This is a genomic window from Phreatobacter aquiterrae (assembly GCF_053471285.1).
On sequence record NZ_JBJPHW010000011.1, the window covers coordinates 79028 to 90947 of the forward strand.

Here is an 11920-nt window from a genome sequence, read left to right on the forward strand (position 1 = left end):
ATGGTTTTGTCGAGCGCGCGGTCATGACCGATCCCAACCGCATCCTCTCCGCCGAGCGCCGCGACGACGATGCCGACACGCATCTGAGGCCGCAGCGGCTCGCCGAGTTCATCGGCCAGGCGCAGGCGCGCTCGAACCTTGAGGTCTTCATCTCGGCGGCGCGCACGCGCGGCGAGGCGCTGGACCATGTTCTCTTCGTCGGCCCTCCCGGCCTCGGCAAGACGACGCTGGCGCAGATTCTCGCCAAGGAGCTGGGCGTCGGCTTCCGCGCCACCTCCGGCCCGGTGATCGCCAAGGCCGGCGACCTCGCGGCGCAGCTTACCAATCTCGAGGAGCGCGACGTGCTCTTCATCGATGAGATCCACCGTCTCAACCCGGCGGTGGAGGAGATCCTCTATCCCGCGATGGAGGACTTCCAGCTCGACCTCATCATCGGCGAGGGGCCGGCGGCGCGCTCGGTGAAGATCGACCTCGCCAAGTTCACGCTGGTCGGCGCGACGACCCGCGCGGGCCTCCTCACCACGCCGCTGCGCGACCGCTTCGGCATTCCCATCCGCCTCGCCTTCTACACGGTGCAGGAACTGGAGCTGATCGTCACGCGCGGCGCGCGGGTGCTCGGCGTCGGCATGACGGCGGACGGGGCCAACGAGATCGCCCGTCGCGCGCGCGGCACGCCGCGCATCGCCGGCCGCCTGCTCAGGCGGGTGCGCGACTTCGCGATCTACCGGGATTCCGACACGATCACCCGCACCATCGCCGACGAGGCGCTGACGCGGCTGGAGGTGGACGATGCCGGGCTCGACGCCATGGACCGGCGCTATCTCAAGGCCATCGCGCTGAACTATGGCGGCGGCCCGGTCGGCATCGAGACCATGGCGGCGGCGCTGTCCGAGCCGCGCGACGCCATCGAGGAGATCATCGAGCCCTTCCTCATCCAGCAGGGCTTCCTGCAGCGCACGCCGCGCGGGCGGCTGCTGACCTCCGGCGCCTTCCGCCATCTCGGCCTCGCCGAGCCAAGCCGCGAGGGCGCCCAGTTCGCCCTGTTCAAGGGCGACGAGGAGGACTGAGGGGACCCACATGAGCGGCTCCGCACTCGGAAATCTACTTGAACAGTACGGGCTCGATGACATCGACTGGAGTGATTTTTTTAGTTACGACCTCGAACAGAATGGATATCAAGAGAATCCGCCGGACATTTTGTACAAGTATCTTTCGCCCGGGAATTTTGCCAAGTTCTGCACCACACGGACGCTTCGGGTATCTCAGAAATCTGTCCTCAACGACGTATTCGAATTTCGGGGTCGCGCGAAGAGCGTAATTGATGAACGATTCAAGTCCGGAATATCTAGAGCTCTTCGACTAATATTTCGTAGGCTAATCGATAGGCCTGACTTCCTTTTTGCGATGCTGAAGCAGACGGCCATTCAGAACCGGATATTTATTACACCTGATCAGTCAGCACTTCTGGGTCATATGGTTTTAAACCCAAGGCTGAAGGCCCAGATCCAAGATTTTATCAATTCGAAGATCTCGGATATAGAAGTTCTTATTGCGCAGAATATTGAGCGCCTTGCGGATTTGCTCAATAACTCTTTTGCAATCGAAGATATGTTGCGCGGCGTCGGTATGCTTTGTCTTGCTGAGAGGCCTCTGAATCAGCCGATGTGGGCTCACTATGCCGAAGGTGAAAAAGGCGCTGTAGTCGGGATACGTACTTCATCGACGCGATTTTTTAGGCCGCCGTCCACTCCAGTTCCCGGCGCGTCAATCTTGGGTCGGGTGCGTTATTCAGACGATATTGCCGAGTGTATTTTTGACGATGTTTATTCGGTTTTTCTGAATAAAAGTTTGGACTGGTCGTATGAGCGCGAGTGGAGAGGGATATATAAACTTGAAGAGACCAGCATCGTTGGCTCTGATCCGGCCGGTAGTGATATTCACGTAATTGAGTTTGATGTGTCCGATATAGCGGAAATCTATTTTGGCTATAATTTTGACATAGAGACTTCGATGGAGCGGCTGGTGCCATTGATCGCTGCGGGAGTTTCCGCTCGGACGTGTTACGTGAGCGGCTACTCTGTAGAGGGACTGGTGGCTGAGCATTGCGTGGAGGGTTGACCGATTTATGAACGATAACCTGGCCGGCCGCATCGACGGCGAGACCCATCTCCTCCCCGTCCGCGTCTATTACGAGGACACGGATTTTTCCGGCGTCGTCTACCACGCCAGCTATCTGCGCTTCATGGAGCGTGGCCGCACCGACTTCCTGCGCCTGCTTGGCGTCGCTCAAGGAGATTTGTTCGAGCAGACGAAGGAGGAAGCCGGCGCCGGCTTCTTCTTCGTGGTGCGGTCCATGGGCATCGAGTTTCTCCGCCCGGCTCGCATCGACGACGTGCTGACGGTGGAGACGCGGACAGAGGTGGTGAAGGGCGCGACGCTGAACCTCGTCCAGCGCGTGCTGCGCGGCGACGAGGTGCTGGTGGAGGCGAAGGTGCGCGTCGCCTTCCTCGCCGATGGCAAGCCGGTGCGCATTCCGGACGGTCTCAGGCGCGCGATGACGCCTCGGAGTTCCGGAGCCGCATGAGCGTTGGGGAATGCCCCACCCTTACCCTCCCCGCTGCGCGGAGGGGGTAAGGGTGGGGCCTTCCTGAGCTCCGGGCGCCGGGGCTCATCCTCCAGATCACATCCGCGGCAATCCACTTGTTCCGGGGATGGGACCGGGTTAGTGGCCCGTCTGCCGGCGTGGTCCGGTGCGGCAAGGCCATACCCGTCGGCAATCAGGCCTTGCCCCGATGCGCGAAGGTCTCCTTCATGCTGCAGTGCCGAAGATAACTGACCCTTAACCTTATCAATGGCTTGGTAGGTCACCACGCGGAAGCACCTTCCGCGCCACGGTCAAGACACATTCGGGGGCCATTTCGCCTCCTACAGGGACGATTAAGCGCCAATTGTCGTCATTTGGCGCCGTCGCCCGGGTTCTCGACCAAGGCGGAAGCGTTCGCGCGACCTCGTAGCCGGATCAGTCGCGAAAAAGGATCTTTGCCATGACCCCCGCCGACGTCGCCCAGACCGCTGCGGCCGCCGCCTCCCATGACGTCTCCCTCTGGGGCCTGTTCTGGGCCGCCCACTGGGTGGTCAAGGCCGTGATGCTCGGCCTGGTCTCCGCCTCCATCTGGGTCTGGGCGATCATCGTCGAGAAGATCATCATGTACCGCCGGACCAAGACGCAGATGGACCGCTTCGAGCAGGTCTTCTGGTCCGGCCAGAGCCTCGAGGAACTCTACCGCACGCTGGCGCAGCGGCCGACCACCGCGATGGCCGCGCTGTTCGTCGCCGCCATGCGCGAGTGGAAGCGCAGCCACGAGACGGCCTCGCGCTCCTTTGCCGGCCTGCAGCAGCGCCTCGACCGCGTCATGAACGTCACCATCCAGCGCGAGATCGAGCGTCTCGAGGCGCGCCTCATGGTGCTCGCCACGGTCGCCTCCGCCGGCCCGTTCATCGGCCTGTTCGGTACGGTCTGGGGCATCATGACCGCCTTCCAGGCCATCGCCGTGTCGAAGAACACCTCGCTCGCGGTCGTCGCGCCGGGCATCGCGGAGGCGCTGTTCGCTACCGCCATCGGCCTCGTCGCCGCCATTCCGGCGACCATCGCCTACAACAAGCTCGCCGGCGAGGTGAACAAGATCGCCAGCCGCCTCGAGGGTTTCGCCGACGAGTTCTCCGCCATCCTGTCGCGCCAGATCGACCAGCAGGGCGGCGGCAACTACGACCAGCGCGCTGCGTAAGGAGCAAGCCGAATGGGTGCCCAACTCGCAAGCGGTGGAGGCGGACGCGGCGGTGGCCGTCGCAGGCGCCGTGCCCACGTCATGAACGAGATCAACATCACGCCCTTCGTGGACGTGATGCTCGTGCTTCTCGTCATCTTCATGATCGCCGCGCCGCTGATGACGGTCTCCGTGCCGATCGACCTGCCGCAGGCCTCGGCCCGCGCCATCCAGCAGGACAAGCCTCCGATCACCGTCTCCGTGCGGCAGAACGGCGAGATCTTCGTCGGCGAGGACAAGGTCGAATCCGCCGCGCTGGTCGAGCGCGTCCGCTCCTCGGCGCAGAACGGCACCGAGGACCGCATCTTCGTGCGTGGCGACGCCGCGGCGAATTACCAGGCGATCATGGACGTCCTGTCGCAGCTCAAGGGCGGCGGCTTCACCAAGGTGGCGCTGGTCGCCACCGAGCGCGCGTCGCGCTGAGGCAGGGCAGGGGTCACAGGCGTTGGCGCTCCACCCGCAGAAGGTCGGATACGGGATCTCGGTCACGGGGCACGTGCTCCTCGTGGTCGCAGGCCTCGTCGGCTTCCTGACGTCGCCCTCCAGGGTCGACGAGGGCGAGAGCGTGCCCGTGGAAATCGTCTCGGACGAGCCGGCCCAGTCGACCCGCGGCGACCGGCGCGGCGAACAGACTCCGACGCCGCAGCGCGTCGTCGATCGCCAGGCGGCCGAGGAGCGCCAGACCCCCGATCCGGCGACCCTGCCGGTGGCGCGCGAGCGCGTCCAGAACACCGAAATCCCGCCGCCGCCGCCGCCGCGCCCCCCGATGCCCGAGCCCAAGCCGGAGGAGGCGGCCGCCCCGCCGCCGCGTCCTGCCCAACTCGCCGCCGTCCAGCCCTCCATGCCGGTGCCGCCGCAGCCCGTGCCGCGGCCGACGCCGCCGGCCGCCGCTGCGCAGGAGCAGCAGGAGGATCCCGCCGCCCGCGAGGCCGAGATCCAGGCCCATCAGAAGCGCGAGGAAGAGCTGCGCCGTCAGGAGCAGCAGCGCCAGGAACAGGCCCGCCGCCAGCAGGAGCAGCGCGAGCGTGAACAGCGGGAAGCCCGCGAACGGCAGGAGCGCCTCCAGCGCGAGGCCCGCGAGAAGCAGGAACGCGAGCAGCGCGAACGGCAGGCCCGCGAGACGCGCGAACGCCAGCAGCGCGAAGCCCGCGAACGTGCGGAGCGGCAGCGCCAGGAGCAGGCAAACGCGCGCCGGTTCGATCCGAGTTCCATCGCGGCGCGGCTCAATACGACCAGCAGCCAGGAGAACGACCGCCGCCAGGCCTCCCGGACCGAGGCTACGGGAGCGACGGCGCCGGCTCGCACCGCTTCGCTCGGAACGGCGACGGGCGCTTCGTCGCGCATCACCGGCCGCGAGATCGACGCCATCCGCGCCTGGGCCGAACGGTGCTGGGAAATTCCGATTGCGGCGCGCGAGGGCAACAGCCCCGCTGTTCGCCTGCGCGTGTCGTTCAATCCCGACGGCACCGTGACCGCCCGCCCCGAGGTGCAGAACCCGCGGGGCGATTCCAGTTTCCAGGTTCTCGCCAATTCCGCCGTGCGCGCTGTCATGCGCTGCTCGGCCGAAGGCGGCGTGCGCCTGCCGCGCGAGCGCTACGAGACGTGGCGCGAAGTCGTCCTCAACTTCGATCCCAAGGAAATGATGCGCTGACGGACATGTTGCGCCGGGTTCTCGTCATGCTCTCGACGAACCGCCCTGCTAGCGCCATCTGAAGGCCTCAAGAGACCGGACCCATGACCCTTCTTGTGAACCGCCGCACCATCCTCTCCGCCGGCTCAGCCATCGCCGGGACGAGCCTGTTCTCGCCCTGGTCGCTGGCGCAGGGCGCGCCGCCGGTCATCGACATCCGCCGCGGCCAGGTCCAGCCCTTCCCCATCGTCGTGCCGAATCTCGGCGGCGAGGGCGACATGGGCCGCAACATCTCCGGCGTGATCGAGAACAACCTGCGCCGTTCGGGCTTCTTCCGCATCATCGAGAAGCAGGCCTACGGCAATGCGACGCTCGATCCCGACCAGCCGCCGAATTTCGCCCAATTCCGCCAGCTTGGCGCCGCCGCCGTCGTCACCGGCCGCGCCGGACGGGGCGCGGACGGCCGCTCGCGCGTCGAGTTCCGCCTGTGGGACGTCGCCCAGGGCGGCCAGCTCCACGGCCAGCAGTTCGCCACCCAGGAGGCCAACTGGCGGCGCATCGCTCATCTCGTCTCCGACCAGATCTTCGAGCGGGTGACGGGCGAGAAGGGCCATTTCGATACGCGCATCGTCTTCGTCGACGAGACCGGTCCGAAGGACCGTCGGCAGAAGCGTCTCGCCATCATGGACCAGGACGGCGCCAATGTGCGCTACCTGACCCGCGGCGGCGATCTGGTGCTGACGCCGCGTTTCTCGCCGTCGAGCCAGGACATCACCTACATGGCCTATGCCGGCGGCGAGCCGCGCGTCTATCTCCTCAACATCGAGTCCGGCCAGCGCGAGCAGGTCGGCAACTTCCCCGGCATGACCTTCTCGCCGCGTTTCTCGCCAGACGGCCAGCGCATCGTCCTGTCGCTGCAGCAGGGCTCCGGCTCCTCGCTCTATTCGCTGGACCTGCGGTCGCGCGCCGCGGTGCGCCTGACCGATGGCGCCGCCATCGACACCTCGCCGTCCTATTCGCCGGACGGCAGCCAGATCGTCTTCGAGAGCGACCGCGGCGGCGGCCAGCAGCTCTACGTGATGAGCGCCGGCGGCGGTGGCGCCAACCGCATCTCCTTCGGCCAGGGCCGCTATTCGACGCCGGTCTGGTCGCCGCGCGGCGACTACATCGCCTTCACCCGCCAGGGCGGCGGACAGTTCGCCATCGGCGTCATCAAGCCGGACGGCTCGGGCGAGCGCATCATCACCTCGGGCTTCCACAACGAGGGTCCGACCTTCTCGCCCAACGGCCTGTTCGTCATGTTCTTCCGCGAGCAGGGCGCCGGGCCGAAGCTGTTCCAGGCTGATATCTTCGCCCGGGCCGAGAACGTCGTTCCGACGCCGAGCTTCGCCTCCGACCCGGCCTGGAGCCCGACGCTGCGCTGAGGCCAGGCCGTCGCCGCGCAAGGCGGCGCGCCGGCTTTCCTCACCGATCCCTGATCCCGACGATCCATGCCCTCCGCGCAGGCGTGGCATTCTTTGCCATTAGCTGCATATGCAGCTAAATGTAAGGCCATGATCGAACCGCCCGACCCCGCAGCCGCCACGCTGCCCTGCATCTGCGGCCGCGTTCGGCGGGCCGCCCGGCGGGTGTCACAGATCTATGACCGGCATCTCCAGCCCTTCGACCTGACCATCACCCAGTTCGGGCTCCTGGCGCAGGTGAGGGGAGAGCCGGACCTGTCCATCGGCCAGCTCGCCGACCGGATGGTGATGGACCCGACGTCGCTGACGCGCGGGCTGAAGCCGCTCGAACGACGCGGGCTCCTGCGCCTCGCCCCCGATCCGGACGACCGGCGGACGCGCCGCGTGTCGCTGACGCCCGAGGGTCTCGCCGCTCTGAAGGCGGCCCGGCCCGGATGGGAGGCGGCGCAGGCGGAAGTCCAGCTCGCATTGGGACATGCCGAGAGCGCCGATCTCGTCACCCGTCTCGACCACACACTGATGCGGCTTCAGCCGCGATGACTGTCCTCATCCCCTGCAGCCCAGACCGGATCGCATGACCCCGAGCACCGCGCCCAGCGGCAATCCGATCCTGACCGCGCCGATCGTCGCGACGATCCTCCGGCTGTCGACCCCCAACATGATGGCGATGGTGGCGACAGCGGCCGTCGCCATTGCCGAGACCGCCTATGTCGGGCTTCTCGGCACGGCGGCGCTCGCCGGCATGGCGCTGGTCTTTCCCATGGTCATGCTGCAACAGATGATGTCGGCCGGCGCCATGGGCGGCGGGGTGTCCTCGGCTGTCAGCCGGGCGCTTGGGGCAGGGGATGTCGAGCGGGCGCGGTCGCTCGCCTACCACACGGTTCTTATCGGCCTTGCCGGCGGCATCGGCATGACCGTGCTCTTCCTGCTGGCGGGTCCCTCCATCTACCGTCTGCTCGGCGGACAGGGCGCGGCGCTCGGCCAGGCGCTGATCTACTCCAACGTCGTCTTCGCCGGGGCGCTGGCCATCTGGCTGTGCAACCTGCTCGCCTCCGTCGTGCGCGGCATGGGCAACATGGCCGTGCCGTCCTCGACGCTGCTCGCCGTGGCGGCCATCCAGATCGTGGTCGGGGGCGGACTTGGGCTCGGGATAGGTCCATTGCCGCGCCTCGGCATGGTGGGCGTCGGCCTCGGGCAGGGGGTCGCCTACGGGATTGGGGCGCTGTGGCTGCTGCGCTTTCTGCGGTCAGGCAAGGGTCGCTTCGTCCTGCCCCTCTCCGGCTTTGCGCCGCGCTGGGACCATGCCGCCGACATCCTGAAGGTCGGCACGGTGGCGATGATGTCGTCGTTCCAGTCGGTGCTGACCGTCCTGATCCTCACGCGGCTGGTCGCCCGTTTCGGCGACGAGGCGCTGGCCGGCTACGGCATCGGCTCGCGGCTCGAATTTCTGCTGATCCCGGTGACCTTCGCCATCGGTGTTTCGCTCGTCCCCATGGTCGGCATGGCGATCGGCGCCGGCAATGCGCCGCGCGCGCGCCGCGCCGCCTGGACCGGCGGCCTCATGGCCTTCGCCGTCACCGGCTCCGTTGGCCTCGCCGGCTGGCTCATGCCGGAGGCCTGGGCACGGCTTTTCACGTCAGACCCGGCGGTGATCGAGTCCGCCCGCTCCTATCTTGTCTGGGCGGGACCGGCCTTCGGCTTCTATGGCCTCGGCCTCTGCCTCTATTTCGCGGCGCAAGGGGCCGGGCGGGTCTTCGGGCCGGTGCTGGCGGGAACGGCGCGGCTGGTGGTGATCGCGATCGGCGGCTGGTGGCTGGCGTCGACCGGGCAGCCGGCCTGGACCATGTTCGCGCTGGTGGGCTTCGCCATGGTCGTCTACGGACTCGCCTCGGTGGCGGCGATCCGGTTGACCCGATGGGGGCGCTGAAGCGCCACGCAGCACGGCGCTGTTGCAATTTGGGCACAGGTCGGAACCACCTGCCGCTGCAGGTGAGGCTCCTCGCCAGCGCCACCCGCTTGCCACAGTCTCGTCACGCTCCGCCGCGATGCGGGAGGGGTGCTGTTGCCCCTCACCGGGCGGGTGGCCGGCGGAAGGGTTTCCATTTACCAATGGTTGACCATTCCGGCGATTGGTCGGGCGGCGAGGACTTAACGCCTCACCGCCCGACCAATCGCGTAAACATAAAACAATTCAACAGGATAAGAACCTGAACGTCGCGTGTGGATGCCAATCTGGTGACCGGGTCCGGTCAAAGTTCACCCTGTCCCGGAAGGTTCGCTTAACCGACTTCCTGATACAGGTTCGATCATGTTTCAGGTCAAGGAGACCATCATGCTGACCATGGCTCTGGGCCGCAACTTCAAGCTTGCTGCCATCGTGGCCTTCGGGCTCGCTCTCGGCGCCTGCGCCCAAAACCCGACCACCCAGGCGGGAGCCGGCGGCGCCGGCGCCGCCACCCCGGGCAGCGCCCAGGACTTCGTCGTCAACGTCGGCGATCGCGTCTTCTTCGAGACCGATTCCTCCGAGCTGACGCCCCAGGCCCGCGCCACCCTCGACAAGCAGTCGGTCTGGCTGAACCAGTACAACCGCTACTCCTTCACCATCGAGGGCCATGCGGACGAGCGCGGCACCCGCGAGTACAACATCGCCCTCGGCGCCCGCCGCGCCCAGACGGTGCGTGACTATCTGTCGGCGCGCGGCATCTCCTCGGCCCGCATCCGCACGATCTCCTACGGCAAGGAGCGCCCGGTGGCGGTGTGCAACGACATCTCCTGCTGGTCGCAGAACCGCCGCTCGGTCACGGTGCTGTCCGGCGGCGCCGGCTCCTGATCCCGCAGACCCGGCATGCCATGCGCGGCGCCCGGTCAACCGGGCGCCGTTTTTGCTTGAAATGAGCCGAACTCTCGCCCAATTCGGCGCATGAACTGCCACAGACAAGGGCTGAAGGACGAAGAACATGGTCGGCAAGGCGATCAGGACATGGTTGCGGCTGGAGACGGTGGCGGCGCTGGCGCTGACCGCCGGCCTGTTTGCCGCGACCGCATGGCCGGCGCGGGCGCAGACCGCCGCCGATCTGATGGACCGGATCCAGCGGCTGGAAGCGCAGGTCCGCTCGCTCAACGGCCAGCTCGAGCAGTCGCAGTTCCGCGTCCGCCAGATGGAGGACCAGCAGCGCCGCATGCAGGCGGACATCGAGTTCCGCCTCAATGAGCTGGAGAACGCCCGCGGCGGTGCGCGGCCGGCCCAGCCGGCGCGTCCCCAGGCGCCGCAGCAGCCGCCGCCCCAGCGGCGCAGCGACGTCTTCGATCCCGCCGAACAGCAGGCCGCTCCCGGTGCGCCGCGCGATCTCGGCGCGCTGCCGCCCGGCGCCAATGCGGCGCCGCCGCGCGTCGCCCAGGGTGCTGTCCCGCAAGGTTCTCCGGGCAGCGGCGCCACCCAGCCGCTCGACCTCGGCCAGCTCGCCGGCCGCGCCGTGGCCGACCCGACCCTGGAGCCTGGCGCGCCGCGTTCCGGAATCCCGGGGGCCGTCGCCTCGACCGGCAGCACGGGTACCCAGCCGGTCATCGCAACCACGCCGCGCGACGAATACAATGCGGCCGTCGCCTTCATCACCCGCCGCGACTACGAGCAGGCCGAGATCGCACTGCGCGGCTTCCTGCAGAACCATCCGCGCGACCGCCTGGTGGGCGATGCCACCCACCAGCTCGGCGAGACCATGTACCAGCGCCGTCAGTATCGCGAGGCAGCCGAACAGTTCCTCAAGGTGTCGACCGACTATCCGCGCGCCGGTCGCGCGCCGTCGAGCCTGCTGCGTCTCGGCCAGTCCCTGAATGCGCTCGGCGAGCGCGAGGCCGCCTGCGCCGCCTATGCTGAGTTCAACCGCAAGTTCCCCAACGCCAACGCGTCGACCAAGCAGGCCGTGGTGAGCGAGCAGCGTCGTGCCAGCTGCTGAGGCCGAGTCGGCAGAGCCCCTCGCCGACGACGAGGTCCGCGACCTTCTCGATCCCTTCTCCCACCAGCCGGCCATCCTTCTCGCAGTCTCCGGCGGTCCCGATTCCTGCGGCATGCTGGCGGCCTTTGCCCGCTGGCGCTCCTTGACCGAAGCGGGGCCGACCCTCTCCGTAGCGAGTGTCGATCATGGTCTCAGGCCGGAAGCGGCCGGGGAATGCGCGATGGTGATGGATGCCGCCGCGCGCCTCGACCTGCCCGCCACCACCCTGCGCTGGGTGGGGGAGAAACCCGCCGCCGGCCTGCAGGACGCGGCGCGCGAGGCGCGCTACCGCCTGCTCGCCGACCATGCCCGCGCCACAGGCGCCACCGCCATCGCCACCGCCCATCACCGCGAGGATCAGGCCGAAACCGTGCTGATGCGCCTCATTCGAGGGTCGGGACCGCTCGGCCTCAAGGGCATGGCGGCGACGAGCGAACGCCACGGCATCGCCATCCTGCGGCCGTTCCTCTGGGTGCCGCAGACGCGCCTCGCGGCCACGGCCGCGGCGGCCGGGCTCGAACCTGTCGCCGACCCGTCCAACGCCGACGATCGCTATACCCGCGTCCGGATCCGCAGGCTGATGCCGCTGCTCGCCGGGGAGGGGCTCGATGCCCAGAGGCTGGCGATCCTCGCGGGTAGGATGCGGATGCTGGACGAGGCCCTGGCGCATCAGGTGGGCGGCGTATTGGACAACTGCCGTCGCCCGTCCATCGTGCCCGGCACGATCGTTCTGGACGGAAGCGCCTGGCTCAACGAGCCCTTCGCCGTGATCCAGCAGCTTCTGTCCAGGGTTCTTTCCGAGGTGTCGCCGGAGGGAGCCCGCGAGCGGCTGGAGGCGGTGGAGGGGCTCGCGGGAGCTGTTCTGATGGCGATCGCCGGAGGAGAATCCCTGCGCCACACCCTTCAGGGGGCGCTGATCAGCGTGACGGCGGACGGGCGCGTCATTGTGGCGCGGGAGCCGCCGCGCCAGTCCGGCCGTAATCCGGACTAGGAAACAATTGACCGCGCCGT

At 67.6% G+C, this 11920-nt stretch carries 12 protein-coding genes; all 12 read left to right on the top strand.

The genetic code is table 11. The annotated features are described in order from the left end of the window. Positions 1-23 precede the first annotated feature (23 nt). The 12 genes from ruvB (at position 24) to tilS (ending at position 11900) form a co-directional block, all read left to right on the top strand. A complete protein-coding gene (gene ruvB / locus ACJ4V0_RS16720; RefSeq protein ID WP_448300734.1) occupies positions 24-1067 on the top strand; it encodes a Holliday junction branch migration DNA helicase RuvB in 1044 nt (347 codons plus the stop codon). Between the two features lie 10 nt (positions 1068-1077). Beyond that, positions 1078-2118, top strand: coding sequence for a DUF2971 domain-containing protein (locus tag ACJ4V0_RS16725; protein WP_448300735.1), 1041 nt, complete (start codon positions 1078-1080; stop codon positions 2116-2118). 7 nt (positions 2119-2125) lie between these two features. Beyond that, the gene (gene ybgC / locus ACJ4V0_RS16730; RefSeq protein WP_448300736.1) at positions 2126-2584 is read left to right on the top strand and encodes a tol-pal system-associated acyl-CoA thioesterase; all 459 of its coding nucleotides are present in this window, start codon (positions 2126-2128) and stop codon (positions 2582-2584) included. A 460-nt stretch (positions 2585-3044) separates the two neighbouring features. Further along, entirely contained in the window at positions 3045-3785 is a 741-nt protein-coding gene (gene tolQ, locus ACJ4V0_RS16735; RefSeq protein ID WP_448300737.1) for a protein TolQ, read from the top strand. Positions 3786-3797: 12 nt separating this feature from the next. Continuing rightward, positions 3798-4247, top strand: a complete 450-nt coding sequence (tolR, locus tag ACJ4V0_RS16740) for a protein TolR (protein ID WP_448300738.1) — start codon at positions 3798-3800, stop codon at positions 4245-4247. 22 nt (positions 4248-4269) lie between these two features. Continuing rightward, positions 4270-5475 (top strand): cell envelope integrity protein TolA, encoded by a 1206-nt coding sequence (gene tolA, locus ACJ4V0_RS16745; protein WP_448300739.1) that lies wholly within the window; start codon positions 4270-4272, stop codon positions 5473-5475. 83 nt (positions 5476-5558) lie between these two features. Next, a complete protein-coding gene (gene tolB / locus ACJ4V0_RS16750) occupies positions 5559-6878 on the top strand; it encodes a Tol-Pal system beta propeller repeat protein TolB (protein WP_448300740.1) in 1320 nt (439 codons plus the stop codon). Between the two features lie 129 nt (positions 6879-7007). Next, the gene (locus ACJ4V0_RS16755; RefSeq protein ID WP_448300741.1) at positions 7008-7457 is read left to right on the top strand and encodes a MarR family winged helix-turn-helix transcriptional regulator; all 450 of its coding nucleotides are present in this window, start codon (positions 7008-7010) and stop codon (positions 7455-7457) included. Positions 7458-7491: 34 nt separating this feature from the next. After that, a complete protein-coding gene (locus ACJ4V0_RS16760) occupies positions 7492-8844 on the top strand; it encodes an MATE family efflux transporter (protein ID WP_448300742.1) in 1353 nt (450 codons plus the stop codon). 405 nt (positions 8845-9249) lie between these two features. Further along, entirely contained in the window at positions 9250-9747 is a 498-nt protein-coding gene (pal, locus tag ACJ4V0_RS16765; protein WP_448300821.1) for a peptidoglycan-associated lipoprotein Pal, read from the top strand. Between the two features lie 127 nt (positions 9748-9874). Next, on the top strand, positions 9875-10870 hold the full coding sequence (gene ybgF, locus ACJ4V0_RS16770) for a tol-pal system protein YbgF (RefSeq protein ID WP_448300743.1): 996 nt from the start codon (positions 9875-9877) through the stop codon (positions 10868-10870). Continuing rightward, positions 10857-11900, top strand: coding sequence for a tRNA lysidine(34) synthetase TilS (gene tilS, locus ACJ4V0_RS16775; RefSeq protein ID WP_448300744.1), 1044 nt, complete (start codon positions 10857-10859; stop codon positions 11898-11900). The genes ybgF and tilS overlap by 14 nt, the downstream gene beginning before the upstream one ends. The last annotated feature ends 20 nt before the right edge of the window (positions 11901-11920 follow it).

Excerpts from the sequence above, each read along its gene's own strand:
- ruvB (WP_448300734.1), top strand. The coding sequence starts at position 24 with ATGACCGATCCCAACCGCATCCTCTCCGCCGAGCGCCGCGACGACGAT.
- ACJ4V0_RS16725 (WP_448300735.1), top strand. The coding sequence starts at position 1,078 with ATGAGCGGCTCCGCACTCGGAAATCTACTTGAACAGTACGGGCTCGAT.
- ybgC (WP_448300736.1), top strand. The coding sequence starts at position 2,126 with ATGAACGATAACCTGGCCGGCCGCATCGACGGCGAGACCCATCTCCTC.
- tolQ (WP_448300737.1), top strand. The coding sequence starts at position 3,045 with ATGACCCCCGCCGACGTCGCCCAGACCGCTGCGGCCGCCGCCTCCCAT.
- tolR (WP_448300738.1), top strand. The coding sequence starts at position 3,798 with ATGGGTGCCCAACTCGCAAGCGGTGGAGGCGGACGCGGCGGTGGCCGT.
- tolB (WP_448300740.1), top strand. The coding sequence starts at position 5,559 with ATGACCCTTCTTGTGAACCGCCGCACCATCCTCTCCGCCGGCTCAGCC.
- ACJ4V0_RS16755 (WP_448300741.1), top strand. The coding sequence starts at position 7,008 with ATGATCGAACCGCCCGACCCCGCAGCCGCCACGCTGCCCTGCATCTGC.
- ACJ4V0_RS16760 (WP_448300742.1), top strand. The coding sequence starts at position 7,492 with ATGACCCCGAGCACCGCGCCCAGCGGCAATCCGATCCTGACCGCGCCG.
- pal (WP_448300821.1), top strand. The coding sequence starts at position 9,250 with ATGCTGACCATGGCTCTGGGCCGCAACTTCAAGCTTGCTGCCATCGTG.
- ybgF (WP_448300743.1), top strand. The coding sequence starts at position 9,875 with ATGGTCGGCAAGGCGATCAGGACATGGTTGCGGCTGGAGACGGTGGCG.